Annotated in this window: 23 protein-coding genes and 1 pseudogene; 17 read left to right on the top strand and 7 right to left on the bottom strand. The window is 64.3% G+C overall.

Translation table 11 applies throughout. The features are described 5' to 3' along the window. The 3 genes and pseudogenes from bioB to ACREXZ_RS16750 all read left to right on the top strand — a co-directional run bounded on the left by bioB (nt 1) and on the right by ACREXZ_RS16750 (nt 1,887). Complete coding sequence (bioB, locus tag ACREXZ_RS16760; RefSeq protein ID WP_431765223.1) at nt 1-1,095, top strand: biotin synthase BioB; 1,095 nt, start codon at nt 1-3, stop codon at nt 1,093-1,095. 156 nt (nt 1,096-1,251) lie between these two features. Beyond that, on the top strand, nt 1,252-1,485 hold the full coding sequence (locus tag ACREXZ_RS16755; protein WP_431765222.1) for a FitA-like ribbon-helix-helix domain-containing protein: 234 nt from the start codon (nt 1,252-1,254) through the stop codon (nt 1,483-1,485). After that, nucleotides 1,472-1,887 (top strand): annotated as a pseudogene (locus ACREXZ_RS16750) (type II toxin-antitoxin system VapC family toxin). Before ACREXZ_RS16755 ends, ACREXZ_RS16750 begins: the two are co-directional and overlap by 14 nt. Before the next feature lie 160 nt (nt 1,888-2,047). On the opposite strand, the gene ACREXZ_RS16745 reads toward ACREXZ_RS16750, so the two are convergent. Together ACREXZ_RS16745 and ACREXZ_RS16740 are read right to left on the bottom strand one after the other, a co-directional pair. Then, a complete protein-coding gene (locus ACREXZ_RS16745; protein ID WP_431765221.1) occupies nt 2,048-3,085 on the bottom strand; it encodes a sulfate ABC transporter substrate-binding protein in 1,038 nt (345 codons plus the stop codon). Nucleotides 3,086-3,228: 143 nt separating this feature from the next. Continuing rightward, nucleotides 3,229-3,831, bottom strand: a complete 603-nt coding sequence (locus tag ACREXZ_RS16740; RefSeq protein ID WP_431765220.1) for an RBBP9/YdeN family alpha/beta hydrolase — start codon at nt 3,829-3,831, stop codon at nt 3,229-3,231. 258 nt (nt 3,832-4,089) lie between these two features. Here ACREXZ_RS16740 and ACREXZ_RS16735 point away from each other — a divergent pair, with 258 nt between their 5' ends. From ACREXZ_RS16735 to ACREXZ_RS16710, 6 genes are all read left to right on the top strand, one after another. Next, nucleotides 4,090-5,031, top strand: a complete 942-nt coding sequence (locus tag ACREXZ_RS16735; RefSeq protein ID WP_431765219.1) for a 2-hydroxyacid dehydrogenase — start codon at nt 4,090-4,092, stop codon at nt 5,029-5,031. A 70-nt stretch (nt 5,032-5,101) separates the two neighbouring features. Next, nucleotides 5,102-6,028 carry a hydroxymethylglutaryl-CoA lyase gene (locus tag ACREXZ_RS16730; protein WP_431765401.1) on the top strand — a complete coding sequence of 309 codons (927 nt, stop codon included), beginning with the start codon at nt 5,102-5,104 and terminating at the stop codon, nt 6,026-6,028. 32 nt (nt 6,029-6,060) lie between these two features. After that, nucleotides 6,061-6,591: a YbaK/EbsC family protein gene (locus tag ACREXZ_RS16725; protein ID WP_431765218.1), complete on the top strand. Its 531-nt coding sequence runs from the start codon at nt 6,061-6,063 to the stop codon at nt 6,589-6,591. Further along, nucleotides 6,588-6,815, top strand: a complete 228-nt coding sequence (locus ACREXZ_RS16720) for a DUF1289 domain-containing protein (protein ID WP_431765217.1) — start codon at nt 6,588-6,590, stop codon at nt 6,813-6,815. Before ACREXZ_RS16725 ends, ACREXZ_RS16720 begins: the two co-directional genes overlap by 4 nt. Beyond that, entirely contained in the window at nt 6,812-7,288 is a 477-nt protein-coding gene (locus tag ACREXZ_RS16715; RefSeq protein WP_431765216.1) for a MaoC family dehydratase, read from the top strand. The genes ACREXZ_RS16720 and ACREXZ_RS16715 overlap by 4 nt, the downstream gene beginning before the upstream one ends. Beyond that, nucleotides 7,285-8,211 (top strand): MBL fold metallo-hydrolase, encoded by a 927-nt coding sequence (locus ACREXZ_RS16710; RefSeq protein ID WP_431765215.1) that lies wholly within the window; start codon nt 7,285-7,287, stop codon nt 8,209-8,211. Before ACREXZ_RS16715 ends, ACREXZ_RS16710 begins: the two co-directional genes overlap by 4 nt. Before the next feature lie 243 nt (nt 8,212-8,454). Here the strand turns inward: ACREXZ_RS16710 and ACREXZ_RS16705 are convergent, their stop codons facing one another. Beyond that, on the bottom strand, nt 8,455-9,351 hold the full coding sequence (locus ACREXZ_RS16705) for a DMT family transporter (protein WP_431765214.1): 897 nt from the start codon (nt 9,349-9,351) through the stop codon (nt 8,455-8,457). A 113-nt stretch (nt 9,352-9,464) separates the two neighbouring features. Between ACREXZ_RS16705 and ACREXZ_RS16700 the strand changes: the two genes are divergently transcribed. Next, a complete protein-coding gene (locus tag ACREXZ_RS16700) occupies nt 9,465-9,950 on the top strand; it encodes an Lrp/AsnC family transcriptional regulator (RefSeq protein WP_431765213.1) in 486 nt (161 codons plus the stop codon). Between the two features lie 25 nt (nt 9,951-9,975). Here the strand turns inward: ACREXZ_RS16700 and ACREXZ_RS16695 are convergent, their stop codons facing one another. After that, a complete protein-coding gene (locus ACREXZ_RS16695; protein ID WP_431765212.1) occupies nt 9,976-10,866 on the bottom strand; it encodes an alpha/beta fold hydrolase in 891 nt (296 codons plus the stop codon). A gap of 271 nt (nt 10,867-11,137) precedes the next feature. Between ACREXZ_RS16695 and ACREXZ_RS16690 the strand changes: the two genes are divergently transcribed. Then, nucleotides 11,138-12,097, top strand: a complete 960-nt coding sequence (locus ACREXZ_RS16690; protein WP_431765211.1) for an NAD(P)H-dependent flavin oxidoreductase — start codon at nt 11,138-11,140, stop codon at nt 12,095-12,097. Nucleotides 12,098-12,107: 10 nt separating this feature from the next. Here the strand turns inward: ACREXZ_RS16690 and ACREXZ_RS16685 are convergent, their stop codons facing one another. From ACREXZ_RS16685 to ACREXZ_RS16675, 3 genes are all read right to left on the bottom strand, one after another. Continuing rightward, entirely contained in the window at nt 12,108-13,046 is a 939-nt protein-coding gene (locus tag ACREXZ_RS16685) for a LysR family transcriptional regulator (protein WP_431765210.1), read from the bottom strand. 186 nt (nt 13,047-13,232) lie between these two features. Beyond that, nucleotides 13,233-14,321, bottom strand: a complete 1,089-nt coding sequence (locus ACREXZ_RS16680; RefSeq protein ID WP_431765209.1) for a porin — start codon at nt 14,319-14,321, stop codon at nt 13,233-13,235. Between the two features lie 498 nt (nt 14,322-14,819). Next, entirely contained in the window at nt 14,820-15,737 is a 918-nt protein-coding gene (locus ACREXZ_RS16675) for a hypothetical protein (RefSeq protein WP_431765208.1), read from the bottom strand. Nucleotides 15,738-15,939: 202 nt separating this feature from the next. Here ACREXZ_RS16675 and ACREXZ_RS16670 point away from each other — a divergent pair, with 202 nt between their 5' ends. From ACREXZ_RS16670 to ACREXZ_RS16645, 6 genes are all read left to right on the top strand, one after another. After that, nucleotides 15,940-16,965 (top strand): bile acid:sodium symporter family protein, encoded by a 1,026-nt coding sequence (locus ACREXZ_RS16670; RefSeq protein ID WP_431765207.1) that lies wholly within the window; start codon nt 15,940-15,942, stop codon nt 16,963-16,965. A 269-nt stretch (nt 16,966-17,234) separates the two neighbouring features. Further along, nucleotides 17,235-19,082, top strand: a complete 1,848-nt coding sequence (locus ACREXZ_RS16665; RefSeq protein ID WP_431765206.1) for an EAL domain-containing protein — start codon at nt 17,235-17,237, stop codon at nt 19,080-19,082. A 420-nt stretch (nt 19,083-19,502) separates the two neighbouring features. Then, a complete protein-coding gene (locus tag ACREXZ_RS16660) occupies nt 19,503-20,489 on the top strand; it encodes a LacI family DNA-binding transcriptional regulator (RefSeq protein WP_431765205.1) in 987 nt (328 codons plus the stop codon). After that, on the top strand, nt 20,486-21,805 hold the full coding sequence (locus ACREXZ_RS16655; protein ID WP_431765204.1) for an AGE family epimerase/isomerase: 1,320 nt from the start codon (nt 20,486-20,488) through the stop codon (nt 21,803-21,805). The genes ACREXZ_RS16660 and ACREXZ_RS16655 overlap by 4 nt, the downstream gene beginning before the upstream one ends. Before the next feature lie 5 nt (nt 21,806-21,810). Further along, nucleotides 21,811-22,725, top strand: coding sequence for a carbohydrate kinase family protein (locus ACREXZ_RS16650; RefSeq protein ID WP_431765203.1), 915 nt, complete (start codon nt 21,811-21,813; stop codon nt 22,723-22,725). A 1,141-nt stretch (nt 22,726-23,866) separates the two neighbouring features. Beyond that, a partial coding sequence (locus ACREXZ_RS16645) for a reverse transcriptase N-terminal domain-containing protein (RefSeq protein ID WP_431765202.1) occupies nt 23,867-24,160 on the top strand: 294 nt, incomplete at its 3' end.

Below are 24,160 nucleotides of genomic sequence, written 5' to 3'. Positions count from 1 at the left end.
ATGACTTCTCTTCACGCTGGCTCGAACGCCGCATCGGCAACCGCCCCGGAAAACACTCAGGCCATCGCGCGCTGGCGCGTCGCCGACATCGTCGCACTGTACGAGCTGCCGATGAACGATCTGCTGTTCCGCGCGCAACAGACGCATCGCGAGCACTTCGACGCGAACACCGTGCAGCTGTCGACGCTGCTGTCGATCAAGACCGGCGGCTGCGAGGAAGACTGCGCGTACTGCCCGCAGTCGTCGCATTACGACACCGGTCTGAAGGCCGACAAGCTGATGGACGTCGACGACGTGCTCGCCGCCGCGAAGGTCGCGAAGGACAACGGCGCGACGCGATTCTGCATGGGCGCGGCATGGCGCAATCCGAAGGACCGCCATCTCGAGCCGATCAAGGACATGATCCGCGGCGTGAAGGCGATGGGCCTCGAAACCTGCGTGACGCTCGGCATGCTCGAGCCGCATCAGGCACAAGGGCTGCGCGACGCAGGACTCGACTACTACAACCACAACCTCGACACGTCGCCGGAATTCTACGGACAGATCATCTCGACGCGCACCTACCAGGACCGGCTCGACACGCTCGAGCGCGTGCGCGACGCGGGCATCAACGTGTGCTGCGGCGGGATCGTCGGGCTCGGCGAATCGCGCCGTGAACGCGCGGGGCTGATCGCGCAGCTTGCGAACATGGACCCATACCCGGAGTCGGTACCGATCAACAATCTCGTGCAGGTGAAGGGCACGCCGCTGACCGGTACCGAAGCGCTCGATCCGTTCGAGTTCGTGCGGACGATCGCGATCGCGCGCATCACGATGCCGCGCGCGATGGTGCGGCTGTCTGCCGGCCGCGAGCAGATGAACGAGGCGCTGCAGGCGATGTGTTTCCTTGCTGGCGCGAATTCGATTTTCTACGGGGATCAGCTGCTTACGACGGGTAACCCGCAGGCTGAGGCGGACCGGCAACTGCTCGCGCGGCTGGGTATTCGGGCGGATAGTGCACAGCAGTCGGTGCAGCATGCGCACGCTCAACACGGTGAGCACGGTTGCGATGGGCACGCGAAGGGCGCTGCCCCTGCGCACGCTGTCGCGAACTGAACGAACCGCCTCGCAATGAAAAGAGAAAGTACGATTACCCGGGTATTGGCATGACAATACCGACAGGGTGACTACCTGAGTCACGAAATGCATGCAATGCTTGCACTCACCCCCGAAAGTGCTAGCGTTGCATGCATATATTGCGGGAGTACGAGTGTGGCCAATTTGACGGTAAGGAACCTGGACGACGATCTCGTTCAGGCGTTGAAGGAACGGGCGGCTGTGCACGGTCGTAGCGTGGCGGCTGAGCATCGCGAAATACTCGCGAAAGCGCTTCGACAGCCTCAGCGCAAGACATTTGCGCAAGTGCTGATGAGCATGCCGAACGTGGGACTGGAAGCCGATTTCGCTCGGATGGAAGACAGCGAGCCGGTGCATGTATCTGGTTGACACGAACGTCGTCAGCGAGATCCGTAAGAGGGACAAGGCGAACAAGGGGGCGTGGCGTTTTTCCGGCAGGCCGCTCAGAATGATGTGGGTCTGTACCTATCGGTCGTGACCGTTGGAGAGCTACGCCGCGGCGTCGAGCTGATCCGGCATCGCGGCGACAAGGCGCAGGCGACCAGACTGGAAAGCTGGCTGACTCGGGTGCTAAAGGAATTCGGGAATCACATTCTGGCGATCGACGAAGAGATCGGGCAGGTGTGGGGGCGGTTGAGGGTGCCGCGTCACGAGCATGCGCTCGACAAACTGATCGCGGCCACGGCACTGATTCATGACCTGACCGTGGTGACGCGGAATGTCGACGACTTCGTTGGGACGGGGGTTCGACTACTGAATCCCTTTGAGTAGGGCAACGAGGCAAATGGCGAAACGTACCCGCCCATTGGACCGATATTTCGGTCATATCGACGGGGTCGAGGTTCGATAGCACGATCTCTTACACCTGACACCGGCTTCCACACGACGTGATCAGCTATGCGATGCTCTCTTTCTTGCAACCCGCACCACATCACTTCCTGTCGACGACAATCTGATCGAACGTCCCGCCGTCCGAGAAGTGCGTCTGCTGGGCCTTCTGCCAGCCGCCGAAAATCTGTTCGACTGTGAACGTCTTCAGTGGCTTGAACTCGTTCGCATGCCGAGCCAGCACCGCGGCGTCGCGTGGCCGCAGATGATGCCGCGCGATGATCTCCTGCCCGGCCGGCGTGTACAGGTAGTCGAGATACGCCTGCGCGACCTTGCGCGTGCCGCGCTTGTCGACCACCTTGTCGACGATCGCGACCGGCGGCTCAGCGAGCAGACTCATCGACGGATACACCGCCTCGAAATTGCCCGCACCGACGCCGCCGTCGATCAGCGCGACTTCGTTTTCGAAGGTCACGAGCACGTCGCCGATGCCGCGCTGCGTGAACGTCGTCGTCGCGCCGCGGCCTCCGGTGTCGAGCACCGGCACGTTGCGGAAGATCGCCTTCTCGAAGTCGGTCGCCTGCGCATCGGTTCCGCCGTGCTGCTTGCTGTAGCCCCATGCCGCGAGATACGCGTAGCGGCCGTTGCCCGACGTCTTCGGATTCGCGATCACGACTTGCACACCCGGCTTCGCGAGATCGTCCCAGTCCTTGATGTGCTTCGGATTGCCCTTGCGCACGAGGAACACCATCGTCGTCGTGTACGGCGCGCTGGCGTCCGGCAGCCGCGTGCGCCAGTTGGCGGGCACAAGATGGCCGCGTTCGGCGAGCAGGTCGATGTCGTTCGGCTGGTTCATCGTCACGACGTCGGCCTGCAAGCCCTGCAGCACCGACAGTGCCTGCGCGCTCGATGCGCCGTGTGACTGGCGGATCGACACGGTCTCACCGGTCTTCTGCTTATAGTCGGCGATGAATGCCGCGTTGATGTCCTTGTACAGCTCGCGCGTGACGTCGTACGAAACGTTCAGCAGCGACGTGTCGGCGTGCGCGTTTGCGATACCGCCGAGCGTCAGCGTCAATGACGCCGTCAATGCAACAATACCCGCCGCGAGCCGGCGCCGGGTCCCCGAATTGCCTGTCATGTTGTGCCCACTCTTCGATGTCGATGGCCGATGCCGCCGTTGCGCGACGCGAAGCCGGATTCTAGCGGATCGGCCATGCGTCCCGGTGAGGTGAGGCGACGCAGCACACGCGTCGACAACGGAAACAGCAGCGCAAGGCCAGCTTAGACGAACGCGTGCGTCCCTGGCTCGATCGCTTCGTCGCGAAAGCGCAGCGGCGCCGCGCAATGCACGAGCGTATCGACGAAATATTTGGCGCGCGGCCACGGCCCGTAGCCCGCCGCAGTATTGATGTGCCCCGCGTCGCCGAGATTCACAAACGCGCTGCCGAAGCGCTGCGCGAGTTCGCGCGCGCCGGCGAGCGGCATCCACGGATCGGTCTCGCTGCCGATCAGGATCGACGGCACACCGATACGACGCGCGTCGAATCCGCCGGCAAATGCAAATTTCGCGGGGCTCGCGGGCGCGACGAACAGCACGCCGGCGACATCGGCCACATACGATGCCTGTTGCAACGCATGTGCCGCCGCGAGGCAGCCGAAGCTATGCGCGACCAGCACGAACGGCCCACGCTCGCGCGCGAGCAGATCGCGCACGGACTGCGCCCATAGCGCGAGATCCGGTGCATCCCAGTCGGCCTGCTCGACGCGCAGCGAACGCGCGAACTGCCGCTCGAGCCACGTCTGCCAGTGCGCGCCTTCGCTGCCGTGCAAGCCCGGCACCGTCACGATGCGCGGCGGCCATGTCGATTTGCTGCATGGGAACATGATTCTCCTCGCTGACGGAATCCGCTGAGCCAGTGAACCATTGTGGGTCACCGATGCGCGCGGCCGAACCAATTTTTCGTGCTTTGTTTATGGGTCGATTCCGGGTCGATTCGGTATGGCCGCGCGGGCTGGGCGGCAAAAAAGTAGAATGAAGCCTGCCCGTCGAGGAGAGGAGCCCATGTCGTCCCTGCAGTCCACACCGTTCGTCAGGCCGCGTGCGCGGCAGCCGTTTCATCCCGAGATCTGATGGCGCAGCCCGTGAAAATTCTTTTCTACACGCCGCAGGCCGATGCAGTTGCGTGGCTGCACGATTTTGCGCAGGCGCTACCCGGCGCGGAACTGCGCGAATGGCAGCCTGGCGACAACGCCCCCGCCGATTTCGCGATCGTCTGGCGTCCGCCGCGCGAACTGTTCGCGCCGCGTGCCGGACTGCGTGCGGTGTTCAATCTCGGCGCGGGCGTCGATGCGATTCTCGCGCTGGAAAACGAACAGCCGGGCACGCTGCCGCGCGACGCACTGCTCGTGCGCCTCGAAGACGGCGGCATGGCCCAGCAGATGGTCGAGTACACGACGCACGCGGTGCTGCGCTATTTGCGTCGCTTCGACGAATACGCCGAGCTGCAGACAAAACGCCGCTGGGAACCGCTCGAACCACATCCGCGCCGCACGTTCACAGTCGGCGTGCTCGGCCTCGGCGTGCTGGGCACACAGGTCGCGCGTGCGATCGCGTCGCTCGGCGTACCAGTGCGCGGCTATAGCATGAACCCAAAGCAGATCGAAGGCGTGAAGACGTACGCAGGCGCCGCGCAGTTCGACGCGTTTCTCACGGACGCGAAGATGATCGTGAACCTGCTGCCGCATACGCCCGACACACACGACGTGCTGAACGCGCGCGTATTCTCGAAGCTCGCGCGCGGCGCCTATCTGGTCAACGTCGCGCGCGGCCCGCATCTGGTCGAAGCGGACCTGCTCGATGCGCTCGCGAGCGGCCAGATCGCCGCAGCGACGCTCGACGTGTTCCGCCAGGAACCGCTGCCCGCAGATCACCCCTTCTGGACGCATCCGCGCATCACGATCACGCCGCATACGTCGGCGGAGACGCTGCGCGATGAAAGCGTCGCGCAGATCGCGGAGAAGATCGCCGCACTGTCGCGCGGCGAAACGATCGGCGGCGTGATCGAGATCGAGCGCGGCTACTGATACTGATATCCGTCATACCCGAGGAGCCGTTAAACGCGGCGAGGAGACAACCATCATGACTAGTGTGACCATGACCTTACCCCGTGCAGTAAAGATCGTCGAAGTCGGGCCGCGCGACGGCCTGCAGAACGAGAAGGAATTCGTATCGACGGCGATGAAGATCGAGCTGATCGACCGGCTGTCGGCGGCGGGTTTCCGCAATGTCGAAGCCGCGTCGTTCGTGTCGCCGAAATGGGTGCCGCAGATGGCCGACGGCGCCGAGGTGATGGCCGGCATCGCGCGCCGCCCCGGCACGATCTATTCGGTGCTGACGCCGAACTTGCGCGGCCTCGATGGCGCGATCGCCGGCCATGCCGACGAAATCGTGATCTTCGGCGCCGCGAGCGAGGCGTTCTCGCAGAAGAACATCAACTGCAGCATCGCTGAGAGCATCGAGCGCTTCGTGCCGGTCGCGCGCGCCGCGAAGGAGCAGGGCCTGCGCGTGCGCGGCAGCATCTCGTGTTCGCTCGGCTGCCCGTATCAGGGCGACGTGCCGGTTGCATCGGTGGTCGACGTCGTCGCGCGCTTCGCGGCGCTCGGCTGTGAAGAGATCGACATCGCCGACACGATCGGCGTTGGCACGCCGAAACGCACGCGCGAAGTGTTCGACGCGGTGACGAAGGTGTTTCCGCGCGAACGGCTGTCGGGCCACTTCCACGATACGTACGGCCAGGCGCTCGCGAACATCTACGCAGCGCTGCAGGAAGGCATCGAGATTTTTCATGCATCTGTCGCGGGGCTCGGTGGTTGTCCGTATGCGAAGGGCGCGACTGGCAATGTCGCGACCGAAGACGTGCTGTACCTGATGAACGGCCTCGGCATCGATACCGGCATCGACCTCGCGCAGGTGGTCGCGATCGGCGATTTCATCTCGACGTCGATCGGCCGGCCGAACGTGTCGCGCGCCGGCAAGGCGCTGCTCGCGAAAGCGCGCAGCGAACAACAAGACTGCGTTTAACACGCGCAACGCGTAACGTGAACAGGCATCTCATGGCAGACGACACCACGCTTCCATCCTCTCTCCCCACCGCGTTCGACGCGCTGCCCGACTCCGCGCGCCGCGTCGCGTCGCTGCTGCGCGAGCGCGGCCATTCCGGCGACGTGGTGATGCTCGCCGAGACCGGCAAGACGTCGGCCGAAGCGGCCGCCGGGCTCGGCTGCACGGTCGCGCAGATCGCGAAGTCGATTCTGTTCCGCAGGAAGCACGACGACGCGCCGGTGCTCGTCGTCGCGAGCGGCGCGAACCGTGTCGACGAACACAAGGTCGCTGCGCACGTCGGCGAGGTCGGGCGCGCCGATGCGAAGTTCGTGCGCGAGCAGACCGGCTACGCGATCGGTGGCGTGTGCCCGATCGGTCACGCGACGCCACCGGTCACGTTGATCGATGCCGACCTGCTCGCGCTCGGCAGTCTGTGGGCCGCCGCCGGCCATCCGCATGCAGTGTTCAACCTGTCGCCGCAACAGTTGGTCGAGCTGACCGGCGCGCCGGTTGTCGATGTCGCGCTGCGCGAATCCGTATGACCGATAAGCCGCGTCCCGATCCGCGCGACGTCGCGCCGGTGCCGTCGCCATGCATCGACGTGTGCCGGATGAATCCGGCGACCGGCTGGTGCGACGGCTGCCTGCGCACGATCGACGAGATCGCGGGCTGGTCGTCGTTCGACGACGAACGCAAGCGAACGGTGTGGGACGCGATCGAACATCGGCACGCGGGGGAAATCGCGCGACTGCGGGAGCACACATGAACCTGCCGCCGCGCGTCGTCACGATCGGCGAGACGTTCAACGCGACGCTCGTGTTGTCGGTGGAATCGATCAAGTCGTTCGCCACCGAGGTCAACGATCTGAACCCGCTGCATCACGACGACGCGTACGCGGTACAGAGCCGCTTCGGCGGTCTGATCGCGTCGGGCACGCAGCCCACCGCGCATTTCATGGCGATGCTCGCGACGCACTTCTCGCAGTACGCGCAACCGCTCGGCCTTGAGTTCGACATGAAGCTGAAGAAAGCGGCACACGCGAACGACACACTGACGATGACGTGGCGCGTCACCGATGCATGGTGGAAGCCAGGCCTGAATGGCGACCTCGTGCAGCTCGGCGGAGAAGTGCGGAGTCAGCGCGGCGAAACAGTGGTGATCGGTCGGGCCACGATTCTCGTGATGCCACGCGTTGACACGGCATCCGCCTCACCTAAGCCTCAAACGGACACGCGATGATCGAACTCCCCGCATCGATACGCGTGTTCGAGCGCGGCTGGCTGTCGTCGAACAACGTGCTGCTCGTCGACGATGCCTCCGCCACGCTCATCGATACCGGCTACGCGACGCACGCGCCGCAGACGCTTGCCCTCGTGCGTGCAGCACTCGGCACGCGGCCACTCGACCGGATCGTCAACACGCATCTGCATTCGGATCATTGCGGCGGCAATGCGCTGCTGCAATCGGTGTGGTCCTGTGCAACCGATATCCCCGAGCCGGATGCCGACGCCGTACGCGCGTGGGACGAGACACGTCTCACCTATCGCGCGACCGGCCAGACCTGCGAGCGTTTTGCGTTCACCGGGACGCTCGTGCCCGGCATGCGGCTCACGCTCGGTGCGCTGGACTGGTCGGTACTCGGCGCACCGGGCCACGATCCGCATTCGCTGATGCTCTACTGCGAGGACGCACGCGTGCTGATCAGCGCGGACGCGTTGTGGGAGAACGGCTTCGGTGTGATCTTTCCGGAACTGGAAGGCGACAGTGGTTTTGCGGAACAGCAGGCGGTGCTCGAACTGATCGCGACGCTCGACGTGAAGACGGTGATACCCGGTCACGGTGCGCCGTTCAGCGATGTCGACGCAGCGCTGGAGCGTGCGTTCTCGCGCATCGCGTGGCTGCGCGCGGATCCTGCGCGTAACGCGAAGAATGCGCTGAAGGTGTTGATCGTGTTCAAGCTGCTCGACGTGCGTACATTGTCGTTCGATACGCTCGTCGCGATGCTCGACGATGCGACCGCGATGCGCGCCGCGGCGGCGGCGCTCAGGCCGCGCAGCGAGTGGCCCGCGCTGTTGCGCGAACTGGTCGGTGAGCTGGCGCGAGGCGATGGGCCGTTGAAGGTGGAAGGCGATGTCGTGCATGCGCGTGAGGCGCAAGCGTAGCGTGGTGCAGTAAAAAGCCCAGCACAAAAAAAGAAAGCCGCTCGCCACCAAGGGCGAACGGCGTAATTTTCTCGACGTGATCAGCGTCGATTCGGATCATACTCGCGCGTACCTTTCGGACGCATCGGTGATTTCCCTACAGAACCTTGACGATCGCAGCGAAACACGCTTACGCGCCTGTAATACGCTCGTCATTCGTTGCTTCCCGGTTCGGAATCCATAACAACGTAACAACGACCCACGTCACGACGCGAGGCGCCGCTGCGGCACGATGCGCCAGCCCAGATTCACACCAGCGGCCGCAAGCAGGATCAGCACGGCGCCGAGCAGCTGCACCCACGCGAGCCTCTGCCCAAACGCGACGCGGTCGACCACGATCGCGACCACCGGATAGATAAACGACAGCGCGCCGGTCATCGCAGTCGGCAGCTTCTGGATTGCGCCGTACAGCAGCACGTACATCACGCCCGTGTTGACGACACCGAGCGTTACGAGTTCGAGCCAGTGCGCACCGGTCGTCGGCAGGTTGTCGAAGTGTACGAACGGTGCGAGCGCGAGCACGCCGAGCGAAGCCTGGATCAGCGCGAGCAGGTGCGGCGGCGTGCCCTTCAGATGCTTCGTGATGATCGACGACACCGCATACAGGAACGCCGCACCGACCGCATACGCGACGCCTTCCAGATACTGGCCCGGCACTGCAAGCACCGCCGGCTCCACCTTGACGACGAACACGAGCCCGATGAACGCGACCACGAGCCATGCGATCGTCGATGCGGTCACGCGTTCGCGGAACACCACCGCGCCGAGCGCGACCAGCATGAACGGCTGCGTGTTGTAGACCGCGGTCGCCATCGAGATCGACGCGCGCGAGTACGCGGCGAACAGCAGCGCCCAGTTCGCGATGATCGCCACGCTTGCGAGCACCGCCAGCCCGAACATGCGCCACGAAAAGAGCCCGCGCCGAAACAGCCCGAGCGCGCCGCACACGAGCGCCATCGTCGCGGCGCCGAACAGGCAGCGGAAGAACACGACGTTGGACACGGGCTGCTGCGACGAGACGACGAGCCAGCCGATCGTCCCCGACATCAGCATCGCGACGCTCATCTCGACAGCGCCGCGACGGATTTCACTGGTAGCCATGTTTCGATCCTTTTGCAGGTGAATTCATGGAAACAGTTTAAGTACTGCAATCGTCGATTGACATGGCTAAACTACGGAGCATCGGCAGATTAACTTAAGAAATGAAGGCTGAAATGAACAAACGCCTTGCTTCTCGCGTTGCCCCCGTTACCCCGCCCGCTGCGCTGGACGAAACGGACCGCGCCCTCCTCGCCGCGCTCGCGGAGGACGCGCGCCAGCCGGTCAGCGAGCTTGCGAAACGTGTTGGCCTGTCGGCGCCGAGCACCGCTGAGCGCGTGCGCCGGCTCGAAGCACAAGGTGTGATCGAGCGCTTCACGGTGCAACTCGATCCGCGGGCGCTCGGCTACACGCTGCAGGCGATCGTGCGCGTGAAGCCGCTGCCCGGCCAGTTGCATCTGGTGGAGGACGTGCTGCGGCGCATTCCCGAATTCGTCGAATGCGACAAGGTGACGGGCGACGACTGCTTCATCTGCCGGCTGGTTCTGCGCTCGATCGATCAGCTCGACGAGATTCTCTCGAAGGTGACCGAGCGCGCGGAGACCAGCACGGCGATCGTCAAGTCGACGCCCGTGCCGCGCCGGCTGCCGCCGCTCGGCTGATCGCGCCTTTACGCGCTACGCGGCGCTACTGCGGCACCGTCTCGAAGAACGCGAGCATCTCCGCGACGAGCGCGTCCGGCGCTTCTTCGGGAATGTAGTGGCCGCACGGCAGCGAGCGGCCGCTCACGTCACGCGCGACGCGACGCCATTCGGCGAGCGGCTCGAAGCACTGTTCGATCACACCGTGCTCACCCCACAGCACACGTAGCGGGCACGCGATCTTGTTGCCGCGCTCGAGGTCGGCGCGATCGTGTTCGAGATCGATCGTCGCGGACGCGCGGTAGTCCTCGCACATCGCGTGCACCGCACCCGGCGCGCGCAACGCGGCGCGATACGCGGCAAGCGCGGCCGGCTCAAACGGCTCGAGCCCTGCATGACGACTGCCCATCACGCGATCGACGTAGACGTCCGGGTTCCCGCCGATCAGCGTTTCGGGCAGCGGCTCGGGCTGGATCAGCAAGAACCAGTGGAAGTACAGCGTCGCGAACCTGCGGTCAGTGGCTTCGTACATCGCGAGCGTCGGCGCGATGTCGAGCAGCATCAGGCGCTCGACCGCATCCGGATGATCGAGCGCCATCCGGTGCGCGACGCGCGCGCCGCGATCGTGTGCGCAGACGAGAAAGCGCTCGAAGCCGAAGTGGCGCATCACCGCGACCTGATCGGCGGCCATCGTGCGCTTCGAGTATGGCGCGTGCGTCTCGTCGCTCGGCGGCTTCGACGACGCACCGTAGCCGCGCAGATCGGTGGCAATCACCGTGAAGTGCTGCGCGAGCTTCGCCGCGCAGCGTGCCCAGATCAACCGGGTTTGCGGATGACCGTGCAGCAGCAGCAAAGGCGGCCCATCGCCGCCCTTCACCCCGTGTATGTCGACGTCGCCGACGGCGACGCTAAAGGGCACAAAATCCTCGAAGGACATATCCGGTCTCTTGTCGTTGTCGGTCAACGCATTGTAGGAGCGCCGCATGACGCGGCAACGTTGCGCACCCCACCAGACCGTAGAAACTGAACACTCCTTCCAGCGCGAAGCCGCGCACGCGGCCCCGGCGGTTCGCCTATAATCGAACGATCGTTCTTAAATAAGGGCGACGCTGAATGGACCGGTCTCTCTGGCCACGTCCTTTGCGCCGCACCGCTACACTCACCTTACGCGCCGCCGACGCGGCCATGCCCTTCAGGAGACTCGCATCATGGCTCTGCCCGCCGTTCTGCAAAACCTTGCGTTGCCCGTCGTCGCCTCGCCGATGTTCATCGTCAGCTACCCCGAACTCGTGCTCGCGCAGTGCAAGGCCGGCATTGTCGGTTCGTTTCCCGCGCTGAACGCGCGGCCGGCCGAACTGCTCGACGAATGGCTCACGCAGATCCAGGCATCGCTCGCTGAGCACAAGGCCGCGCATCCCGATGCGGTCATCGGGCCGATCGCGGTGAACCAGATCGTGCATCAGTCGAACACGCGGCTCGAACACGACGTGCGTGTCTGCGTCGAGCACAAGATTCCGATCTTCATCACGAGCCTGCGCGCGCCCGCACAGGAAATGGTCGACGCGGTGCACAGCTACGGCGGCATCGTGCTGCACGACGTGATCAACATTCGCCATGCGCAGAAGGCGCTCGAAGCAGGCGTCGACGGTTTGATCCTGGTCGCGGCGGGCGCCGGCGGCCACGCGGGCACGACGTCGCCGTTCGCGCTGGTGGGCGAAGTGCGGCGCATGTTCGACGGTCCGATCGTGCTGTCGGGCGCGATCGCGAACGGCGGCTCGATCCTCGCCGCGCAGGCGATGGGCGCGGACCTCGCCTATATGGGCACGCGCTTCATCGCAACGAAGGAAGCACACGCGGTGGACAGCTACAAGCACGCGATCGTCAGCTCAAGCGCATCCGACATCATCTACACGAACCTGTTCACTGGCGTGCACGGCAATTACATTCGCGAAAGCATCGTCAACGCCGGGCTCGATCCGGAAGCGCTGCCCGAGTCGGACAAGACGAAGATGAACTTCGGCGGCGACAAGGCGAAGGCGTGGAAGGACATCTGGGGCGCAGGCCAGGGCGTCGGTCTGATGGACGACGTGCCGGCGGTCGGCGAACTGGTTGCGCGTCTGAAGCAGGAATACGACGAAGCGTGCAAGCGTCTGTCGATCGGACGCTAACCCGCCCGCGTCAGCGTGCCGCCAGCGCGCGGATCTGTTCGACCGACGGCCACAGCGTCTCGCTGCCGAACCGCTCCGCGAGGAAATCGACGAACGAGCGCACTTTCGCCGACAGATGCCGGCGGCTCGCATACACGACGTGGATGGGCAGCTCGCGCGGCGGCAGTTCGTCGACGAGCAGCGGCACGAGCCGGCCCGCCGCGAGGTCCTCGCCGATCACTTCGGTGCCGAGCAGCGCGATGCCCGCGCCCTGCAGCACGACGACCCGCTGCGCTTCGAGGTGGTTCACGACCATGTTGCCCGTCAGCCTTACGCGCGCGCCGTTCGCGCTGGTCCATGCGGTCAGCTCCTGAGCCGGCATGCCGGCGTACTGGATGAAGTTGTGCCGTTCGAGATCGGCGGCGCTGACCGGCGTGCCGTGCGTGCGCAGATAGTCCGGCGACGCGCACAGCACGATGTGCGCGGTAGCGATCTGCCGCGCGATCAGTGACGACGACTTCAGCCCCGACGGCGACGCGCGGATCGCCACGTCGAAGCCCTCGTCGATCAATTCGACCACGCGGTCCGACAACGTGATCTCGACGGTCACCTCCGGGTACTGCGCCGCGTAGTCGGCGACGGCGCTCATCACGTGACGCAGACCGAACGCCGATAGCGACGACACACGCAGCCGTCCCTGCGGCACGACGCTCGCGGCCCCGACGACCTGCCCGGCTTCTTCGAGTTCGGTGAGCGCCTGGCTCAGGCGCTCGTAGTATTCGCGGCCGGCCTCGGTCGGCGCGACGCGCCGCGTCGTGCGGTTCAGCAGACGCGCGCCAAGCTGCTGCTCGAGATGCATCACGTGCTTGCTCGCCATCGCCGCGGACATCTCCATCCGCTCGGCCGCGCCGACGAAGCTCCCCACTTCGACCACGTGGCGAAACACTTTCATGCTGACGAGGGTGTCCATCGGAATCGCTCGCGAAAAGAATCAATCGATCGGGTTTTCGCGACTTTATCAAAGAGCGATAAACAGAGCAGGGCGATCGCGCGGCGCCCCGCAGGAAATCCCCCTGGAGGCCACAAACGAAAACGCCCCGCCTTCGATAACCGAAGGCGGGGCGTGTGGACTGCAGTCAGGCCAGAAGCGCGAACCTCAGAACTTCGCGCGGATGCCGACGCCGAACGTGTCGCCGGTCGACTGGCTGCTGATGTGGTCGTACATATAGGCCGCGTAGATGTCCGTGCGCTTGGACAGCGGGTAGTCGTAACCGAGCGCGGCCGTCTGACGGGTCTGGTCGAAACCGCCACCGTCGCGCGAGTAAGCGTACGACGCCATCACCGTGCCGGTGCCGAGCGGCACGCTGACGCCGCCCTGCGCGGTGTTCACGTGCCAGCTGGTGATCTGCTGGTCGTTGTACGTGTACATGTACTGGGCGAAGAACTTCACGAACTTCATGTCGTACGACGCGCCGAGCTGCGCGACGCTCTGGCTCTTCAGGCCCGGCACGCCCGACGTGCTGAAGCTGCCGAGGTCGAGCGGCACGTTGTTGAAGTTCACGTACTGGTAGACGGCCGTCGCCGCGAACGGGCCGTGGAAGTACAGCACCTGACCGCTCCACTTCTTCGCGCTGTTCTGGCCGGCCGTGTTGCCGAGCCCGTACATCACGCTGCCGCTCAGGCCGCCGAAGTTCGGCGTCGAATACTGCACCGCGTTGTTCCAGCCGGAGTCGCCGGTCACGCCCTGATCGGTCGAGTACGTCGGGAACGTGCCGAGCCCGAGGTACACGTGAGCCACCATCGGCGAAAACACATACGAGTCGATGAACGGGTTGAACAGGATCGTCGACACGAACAGATGCGTCGTCAGACGGCCCGCCGTGACCGTACCGTACGGCGATTCGATACCGACGTACGCGTTGCGCGAGAAGAACGAGTCACCCGAGAAGCGCCCGTATTGCCCGTTTTGCGCGAGGAAGAAGTCTTCCAGGGTGAAGATCGCCTTGTAGCCGTTGCCCAGATCCTCCGCCCCCTTCAAGCCCCAGTACGATGTCGACATGCCGCCGCCGGACACCTGCGCCGACGCCTTGTTGCCCGGAAATTTCTGCGAGCCGACCCATTCGTCGACCTGTCCATACAATTGCACGCTCGATTGCGCGAATGCCGACGACGCGCCTGCCAGCAGACCGGCCGCGACGATTGTTTTCAGGGTCGTTTTCAGCACATCGCTCACCGCTGTGTTCATGGGTTGGTTCTCCTGTCTTTGTCAAAAAGGTAAGGCTGTGCGGCGGGCTCGCTCGAATCGTTGTTTTTAAATCCGTTCGATCGTCGAGCCGCTTGGGGGCTGGTTAATCGGGCAGGGCGGAACCATCTTTGCGGACCATTTTTATGAACAAAAATATGTGCGCTTATTGCCGGTATAGCGGCCCGATTAGTTTTTACGGATATCGGCTTGATATTGCTTGGGGATGAGTCGTCGGGAGCACAACGCGGTGAACAGCTCCGGCGGCCTGTGAGGCCCGCCGCGACTAGGGTTCAAGAATTGGCGAGCCGGTGAACCGGCTGCGGATCGTGCTCAACAGGACTCGCGCGTATGTTCGATGACAAGCGCGTGCGAGGACCAGTTCGATTTCAGGGAAGTGTGGTGTGCATACGTCACTTATATGCGACTTGCGTCAGCACGAGTGAGTTGCGGGAGCTGAGGGACGATCAACGGACCGCGCGGCTCGCGCGGCAATGCCAGTCAGTTGCGGTAGGGCGACGCGCCAGGGCGCGGCATGTCTTCCTGCGGCCGGGGAACCGGACGACCGAAGCCGCGTTCTTCGTTGTAGCGCGCCACGTCTTCGCGAATCGAGCCGGAGCGGATCAACGTCGAATTGCTGGGCGGACGCGGAACGGGCCGCCCTTCGGTGCTGACCGGCGTGATGCCGCCCGCGTACTGCTGGGCGACGTGCGGCATCATCCGCGGACCGCCTCGATAGGCCGGCATGCCTGCTGGCAACGCGTTGCGGCCCGGTGCGACGTTCATCGCACTCATCCTGCGGTCGGCATGCGCCGGACCACCGCCGAAGCCGAACCCACGCGCATTGCCTCTCGCGCCGAACGGGCTGCCGGCAAAGTGACCCGCACCGGCACCGCCATGAAAGCCGCCATGCGGCATCTCCGATCTCGCGTGGGCGAACGAAGCCAGCACGATGAGAATCGCGCCAGTGATCCACTGCTTCGTTTTCGACGACACTCCGTCCACGTTAATCTGCCTGCCCGATAATCCGCCCGGGCCCATTGCCTGGGCTGCGACGAACACCTGCTTCGATCTGCGCCACGATGCGTTATTCACCGCACCGATATGCCGGCCGGAAGACCCGAGCCAGATGGCCCAGGCCGATGGCCCTAGCAGTAATTTATGGGTGCCTCCAAAACGTGTCGAGCCAAAAAGTGTTATGCCCGCCGAAGGGTTGTAACACCGTGTTACTGCGTGCTTTTCGCGAATAATTTGCGCGAATGCGAAAGCAAAAAAATCGGCCTTCGATAATGCCCAATCAACAACGAATCTTTTAAGCGAAGCGCTTCCAGTCAATGTTGTCAGGTTGCGAGAGCGGAACAGAACTTCTAAAAAGTGCGAAGTCGATAAGCGGTTTAAAACGGCGACGAACGCACCCATCCGAACGAGGCCGCTGCCAGACCGCTACCAGGCCACTACCAGGCACGGCGCTCATGCCCGTGACGCATCAATCGATGCCTCAAATGAATTTGCATTTTCAATCGCTTTGCCGGGACAATAGCCCTATCTGACGGAGACGTGGCGCAGCCGAAGCGTGCCGCGCGCTCCCGCACCACCCGTTTCGAGTATCGAGATTCCAAAGATGGCCCGTCCCAAACTGCTACCCGACAACTTCACGCTGTGCCTGATCGGCACCGTGATCTTTGCGAGCTTCGTGCCCGTGCACGGCCAGCCGGCTGTCGCGTTCAACGGCGTAACGGACGTCGCGATCGGGCTGCTGTTCTTCCTGCACGGCGCGAAGCTCTCACGCGAAGCGATCGTGGCGGGCGCGACGCACTGGCGTCTGCACGTGGTCGTCCTGCTCAGTACGTTCGCGCTGTTTCCGCTGCTCGGCGTCGCGCTGAAACCTCTCCTTTCGCCGCTCGTTACGCCGGCGCTCTACGCGGGGGTCCTCTTCCTCTGCACGCTGCCATCGACGGTCCAGTCGTCCATCGCGTTCACGTCGATCGCCAAGGGCAACGTGCCCGCGGCGGTCTGCAGCGCATCCGCGTCGAGCCTGCTCGGCATTTTCATCACGCCCGCGCTGGTCGGGATCGTCGTGACGAATCAGTCCGCCGGCGGCGCATCGCCATGGCATACGGTCTGGAGCATCGTGCTGCAGCTGCTCGTGCCGTTCGTCGCCGGGCAACTGCTGCGACCGCTGATCGGTGGGTGGATCGAGCGCAATCGCAGCGTGCTGAAATTCGTCGACCAGGGTTCGATCCTGCTCGTGGTCTACGCGGCGTTCAGCGAAGCGGTCAACGAAGGCCTGTGGCATCACATTCCGCTCAGCGCGCTGGCCGGGCTCGTGGTGGTCAACATCGTGCTGCTCGTGCTCGCCCTTGCGCTGACGATGTTCGTCGGCAAGCGGCTCGGCTTCAATCGCGCGGATCAGATCACGATCGTTTTCTGCGGCTCGAAGAAGAGCCTCGCGGCCGGCGTGCCGATGGCGAAGGTGATCTTCGCGTCGCATGCGGTGGGCGCGGTCGTGTTGCCGTTGATGCTGTTTCACCAGATCCAGCTGATGGTCTGCGCCGCCCTCGCTCAGCGCTGGGGCGCGCGCGACATCAGCGACGAAGCGCGCGCCGCCGCGCAAAAACGCCGACCGGCCGCGGTGGCCCGACGCTGATCCCGCGCCGGGTGCGAAGCAAAGATTCATGAGCGCACTCCTTGCCGTGCATGACGAACGAACGCCGCCCCGTGCGGCTTTTCTTTTTGTCCGTGCGTCATTTCGCCAGCAAAACGGCACGGTGTCGCTTCAGCCAGATGGCATAGGACGATCCCCCCAGTTCGCATAACCCCGCGCACCACCCCGGTGCCATGCGTCACCAAAGATTCACTTAATTCAGCGCAATCGCCGCCGATAAGCTGGACGTCCTCCGTTTTTGGCCGCTTGCCATGTCTCTGCGCCTGCCGTCCCGTTCAGTCGCGTCGAATGTCGAAGACCTGATCGCGCGCCGCGCGCTCTCCGCTGTGTTCCAGCCCATCGTCGATTTCAACGACGGCCGCATTCTCGGCTACGAAGGCCTGATTCGCGGACCGCTCGGCAGCGCGCTCGAAACGCCGTCCGCGCTGTTCGCGCAAGCCGCGGTCGAAGGCTGCTCGATCGCGCTCGAGCACGCGGCCGCGCGCACCTGCGTCGAAGCGTTCGCGCGCCTCGACTGCGAAGGCAAGCTGTTCCTCAACTTCAGCGCGGGCGCGATCCGTCCGCTCGCCGACGCACACGCCGACACGCTTGCGCTGCTGCGCGACAGCGGCATCGATCCGGGCCGGATCGTGATCGAACTCACCGAGCAGAGCGCGATTCCCGATCCCGGCAACTTCCTGCCGGTGATCGCGACGCTGCGCACGGTCGGCGCGCAATTCGCACTCGACGACTACGGCACCGCGAACGCGAGCATGAATCTGTGGGTGCGCCTGCAGCCCGACGTCGTCAAGATCGATCGCTTCTTCATTCACGACATCGCGAGCGATCCGCTGAAGTTCGAAGCAGTCAAGGCGATGCAGCATTTCGCGAACGCGAGCGGCGCGCGACTCGTCGCCGAAGGGATCGAGAACGAAGCCGATCTGACCGTCGTGCGCGATATGGGAATCGGCTGCGGCCAGGGATTTTTCTTTGGCCGGCCGCTCGCACAGCCGCTGCGCTTCGTCACCGACGACGCGAAGCAGGCGATCCGCGCGGGCCACATCGCCGTGTTTCCTGGTGCGACACGTCACGCGGGTAGCTCGCCGTCGGGCGGCATGGCGTCGGAGAAGATGCTCGTGCCCGCGCCCGCGCTGCCACGCAAGGCAACGAACAACGACGTGCTCAACCTGTTCAACCGCTTGCCCGAACTGCACGCGGTTGCCGTCGTCGAGCACGACGTGCCGGTCGCGCTGATCAACCGGCGCAGTTTCATGGACCGCTACGCGCTGCCGTATCACCGCGAGCTGTTCGGCAAGCGTCCGTGTCTGCAGTTTGCGAATGCGTCGCCGGTCGTGATCGAGAAATCGATGACCGTCGAACAGATGGCGAAGCTGCTCGCGAGCGACGACCAGCGCTATCTCGCCGACGGTTTCGTGATCACCGAGCGCGGCAAATACGCGGGCCTCGGCACCGGCGAAAGTCTGGTGCGCGCCGTCACCGAAGTGCGCATCGAAGCGGCGCGCTACGCGAACCCGCTGACGTTCCTGCCCGGCAACATTCCGATCAGCTCGCACATCGCGCGGCTGATCGGTAACGACGCCGGCTTCTACGCGTGCTACGTCGACCTGAATCACTTCAAGCCGTTCAACGATCAGTACGGCTACTGGCAGGGCGACGAAGTGCTGAAGTTCGCGGCGGTCGTGCTCGCCGACGTCTGCGAACCGACCCGCGATTTTCTCGGCCACGTCGGCGGCGACGATTTTCTGATCCTGTTCCAGAGCGACGACTGGCAACGTCGCGTGCACCAGGCGATCCGCACGTTCAACGAAGGCGCGCAGCGTTTCTATGCGCCTGCCGATCGCGTGGCCGGCGGCATTCACGGCGAGGACCGGCGCGGCAATCCGACCTTCTTCCGCTTCGTCACGATGGCGATCGGCTGCGTGCACGTGCCGCCGGATGCGGCCGCGATGCGCTACGGCAGCGAGGAAATCGCGTCGGTCGCCGCACTCGCGAAACGGCGTGCGAAGCAGAACGAGTCCGGCTTCGAGCTGATCGGCGACAGCGAAGGCTCGGCGCTGCTGCGCAGCCGCAACGACGTCGCGCACGTCGGCGCCGATTGATTTAGCACCCGGTGAGCACGCACCCCACCGCACGCCACCCAGGCTCATAGAGCCGCCGGGTCTCCCCCCGTTTCCCGTGGCGCACTTCCCGGTGCGCTGCCGACCGCGTTCCAACCCTGCGCATGAACACGAACCGTCTGACCGTTAAAACCCGGCGGCATCGGCGGCCGGCGCGCTCGTCGACGAAGCGTCGGCGTTGCGCCAGGCGGCCGCGATTTTCCGCGTGGACGGCACCGTGTAAACGCCCGTCATCGCGCGAGTTTAGCAACTTTTACTAAACAAATATAAAAGCGCCAGACGGCCTGAATACGGGTATCTACGGGGGTATCCAGGCCATACGGAAGGGTTTGCCGGAAACGTTTTACTATACAATTCACCGGACCTGAAACCCGTCCGGCGCGTTCGCGCGCCCCCCCCCCGATGGCCACTACCATCCGCGATGTCGCCCGTGAGGCGAGCGTGTCGATTGGCACCGTCTCACGTGCGCTGAAGAACCAGCCGGGTCTGTCGGACGCGACGCGCCGTCGCGTCGTCGAGACCGCGCGACGCCTCGGCTACGACGCCGCGCAACTGCGTCCGCGGATCCGTCGGCTCACGTTTCTGCTGCATCGTCAGCACAACAACTTCACGACCACACCGTTCTTCTCGCACGTGCTGCACGGCGTCGAGGACGCATGCCGTGAACGCGGCATCGTGCCGTCGCTGCTCACCGCGGGTCCGACCGAGGACGTAATCCAGCAGATGCGTGTGCACGCCCCCGATGCGATCGCGATCGCCGGCTTCGTCGAGCCGGAAACACTCGCGACGCTCGTCACGATGCAGCGGCCACTCGTGCTGATCGACCTGTGGTCGCCGGGTCTGCGTTCGGTGAACCTCGACAACGCGACCGGCGCCGCGCTCGCGATGCAGCATCTGTTCGCGCTGAAGCGCAAACGCATCGCGTTCATCGGCGGTTCGCTCGCGCACTTCAGCATCGCGGAGCGTGCGCTCGGCTACCGTCGCGCATTCTTCGAGGCGGGGCTGCTGTTCGATCCGTCGCTCGAAGTGACGATCGACGCGGGCCTCGATCCGGACACCGGCGCCGCGCGCGCAATGCATCGATTGCTCGACGCGCCCGGCCCGCACCCCGACGGGCTGTTCGCGTACAACGACGCCGCCGCGCTCGCCGCGTTGCGCGTGTGCCTTGCACGCGGATTGCGCGTGCCGGAAGACATCGCGATCGTCGGCTTCGACGATATTCCCGCCGCCGCGCACGCCACACCACCGCTGTCGACCATCGCCGTCGACAAGGAAGCGCTCGGCCGCCTCGGCGTCGAGCTGCTGCTCGCGGACACGCCGGCCGAACTGGAAATCCGCGTACCCGTCCATCTGATTACCCGTGCCAGCACTTCGGTGAACAAGCCATGACGCAAACCGACACGCCCCATTCGACCCGATCCGCCGACACGCCCGCGGGCGTCCCTCCCGTTCCGCACGTTGCGAACTTCCGCGACCGCGCGTTCCTGCTGTCGCACATCGACGACACGCTGCGCTTCTACGCGCCGAACGTGTTCGATCCGAGCGGCGGCTTCTTCCATTTCTTCCGCGACGACGGTTCGATCTACGACCGCACCACACGCCACCTCGTCAGCAGTTGCCGCTACGTGTTCAACTACGCGATGGCGTACCGGCAGTCCGGCGATCCGCAGCATCAGGAATACGCTCGTCACGGCCTGCGTTTCCTGCGCGACGTGCATTGGGACCCGCAGCACGAAGGCTACGACTGGGAATTCGAGTGGCGCGACGGCACGAAGCGCACGCTCGACGCGACGCGCCACTGCTACGGCCTCGCGTTCGTACTGCTCGCCTATGCGCATGCGGCGATGGCCGGCATCGATGAAGCGAAACCGATGATCGCGGCGACCTTCGAACTGATGGAGCACCGCTTCTGGGACGCTGCCGCGGGCCTCTACGCCGACGAGGCGACCGCCGACTGGCGCGTGAGTTCGTACCGCGGACAGAACGCGAACATGCACACCACCGAGGCGCTGCTCGCCGCCTACGAGGCGACCGGCCATCTCGTCTACCTCGACCGCGCGGAGCGCGTCGCATCGAACATCACGCTGCGTCAGGCGAAGCTGTCGCAGGGGCTCGTGTGGGAGCACTTTCACGCGGACTGGTCGGTGGACTGGCATTACAACGAGGAAGACAGCTCGAACATCTTCCGGCCGTGGGGCTTTCAGCCGGGTCACCAGACCGAATGGGCGAAGCTGCTGCTGATCCTCGAACGGCACCGGCCGCTGCCGTGGCTGCTGCCGCGCGCAATCGAACTCTTCGACGCCGCGATGTCGCGCGCGTGGGACAACGATCACGGCGGCCTGTACTACGGCTTCGGACCGGACGGCACGGTCTGCGATCACGACAAGTATTTCTGGGTGCAGGCCGAAACCTTCGCGACCGCCGCACTGCTCGGCAAACGCACTGGCAACGAGCGCTTCTGGGATTGGTACGACGAACTGTGGCGCTATAGCTGGGGCTGTTTCGTCGACCATCAATACGGCGCGTGGTATCGCATACTCACATGCGACAACCGCAAGTACAGCGACGAAAAGAGCCCCGCCGGCAAGACCGATTACCACACGATGGGCGCCTGCTACGAAGTGCTCATGCACGCGCTCGCCGAAAGCGAATCTGCCACGACCGCGGCCCCGGCCACGGCCGCCCTGTCCTCTTCTGCACGGTGAGCACGATGACCGATTCGACTCCCCTGCCGCAGTTCGTTTCCGCCGGCGATATCCTGACCGACCTCGTGCGCACCGACACGTCGCGCTGGCTGTCGGTGCCCGGCGGCGCGGGCTGGAACGTCGCACGCGCGGTCGCGCGTCTCGGTGTGCCGACTGCCTGCGCCGGCGCAGTGGGCACTGACTATTTCTCCGACGCGATCTGGAACGCGAGCGTCGCCGGCGGTCTCGACATGCGCTTCATGCAGCGCATCGACCGCGCGCCGCTGCTCGCAGTGGTCCACGAGACGCATCCGCCGACTTATTTCTTCATGGGCGACAACAGCGCCGACCTCGCGTTCGATCCCGCGTTGCTGCCGGCAGGCTGGACGAACGAGGTGAAGTGGGCGCACTTCGGCTGCATCAGTCTCGTGCGTCAGCCGCTCGGCGAAACGCTGGCGACACTCGCGGCCGAACTGCGCGCGAACGGCGTGAAAATCAGCTTCGACCCGAACTACCGCAACCTGATGGCGCACGGCTACGAGCCGACGTTGCACCGGATGGCGGCGCTCGCCGATCTGATCAAGGTGTCCGACGAGGATTTGCGTCTGCTGTTCAAGACCGATGACGAAGCCGCCGCGCTCGCGCAGCTGCGTGCGCTGAATCCCACCGCGACCGTGCTCGTCACGCGCGGGCCGGAACCGGCGACGCTGATCGACGGCGACAATATCGTCAAAGCGCAGCCGCCGCGCGTCGAGGTGGTGGACACCGTCGGTGCCGGCGACGCGTCGATCGGCGGGCTGCTGTTCAGCCTGATGACGGCACCGCAACGCGCGTGGAGCGAGCACCTGTCGTTCGCCCTCGCCGCGGGTGCGGCGGCGTGCCGTCACGCAGGCGCGCATTCGCCGTCGCTCGACGAAATCGTGGCGCTGCTGGGCCCGTAAAACCGGCGCAATAGCTGCATTACCCGCGTCACGCGGCTCACGTCGCGCGACGCGAAACTCACACGCGCCTCGTGCGATCACGCACCAAAAATACGCACCGGTGCGCATCGAATCGTCGTGCTAGGATGGAATCTCCCGTGCGACACGCACCGTTCGCTCACGTTACGAGCATCGACTATCAAACCCACTGTTCTTTGGGGGTTTGGGGGATCTATATCCCTACCTTCTGTGTGAGTGCATAAACCCGTAAGGGCACATGCCATGTATTGATCCGATTACCGTCGGATTCCGCCCCGTCAGCGGCACTACTACCGCTGACCAAGCGGAGTAGCGTCTACTATTTGACCCTTCTGCTCAGAGGGTCTCTCACCTCGATGCGAGCGACAAGCTCGATCTGTCATTGTTCAACCCGGTCCTGCTACACGGATGACTCTATCCGCTAACACGACCGTGGTAGTGAACCTGCTATGCGACTGGCAGTAGCCCAAGAAGACATGCGTCACTGGTAACGGTGGGGTGTGAAGCTCTTCTGAAAATGCAGCCCCCGGATACCCCGGGCAGGTGGTTGCCGTGAGGCAATCATCTGGAGACTCCTAGCAGAAAAGGGGTTGAGGTGCGGGCTGGCTGATACGGTCAACATATGTGAACTGCTGATAAACCTCGTCACCATCAGTGAGCCAAAGCTGCTGACTGGCTCTAACCAAAACGGTGTGCGGTCGGATAACCCCTTGGGAGTACGGGTTACGTCGCCACTATGACCGCCGGGGAAGAGGCAGGACCTAAATCAGTCGTGTGATAGATCGGGAACGTGGTAAGCCCGTATGGTTGCCTGTGCTGTTGACGGGCAGGCGAACCGCAAGGAACGCTGTTAACTGTGCGGGTATGGGAGGACGGAAAAAGCGAATGGTGTCCTGTAATGGGATGCATAGGGGTTGGGACATTACCCCACGCGAAAGCGGGCAGACTTCCGTCTGGTCTACCGTCGCAAGACGGCTGACTGACCTTTAGCTGGAACTGGTGATTGCTGGCGGTTTCCCTAGCCGTCAGCGTATGTATTTAACCCCCTTGCGGGAGCAGATCGCTCCCGCAAGGGGCGATCTGTTCTCCGTTCGGGATTCACTTCTTCGAGCAGGAGAGCAGCATGAAAGTATCTGGCCGAAAGACTGGATCTGCGCTCCCCCACGCGCCTGACAGCTGGCACGCCGTCGATTGGCGTCGGGTTGAACGGAACGTGAGAGGGATGCAGATTCGAATTGCGAAGGCGACGCGGGAAGGTGACTGGCGCAGGGTGAAAGCCCTGCAACGGATGCTGACCCGCACGTTGTCCGCAAAGCTGCACGCGGTACGACGTGTTACGCAGAACCAGGGTGCGCGAACGGCGGGAGTCGATCGCGAGCTATGGGATTCGCCTGAGAGTCGACGGCAGGCCGTCAAC

Origin of the sequence: Paraburkholderia sp. (assembly GCF_050742655.1) — a bacterium.
Taxonomy (GTDB): Bacteria; Pseudomonadota; Gammaproteobacteria; order Burkholderiales; family Burkholderiaceae; genus Paraburkholderia.
The sequence above is the reverse complement of the archived record's forward strand: the minus strand, read 5'-3'. Positions and strand labels throughout refer to the sequence as shown.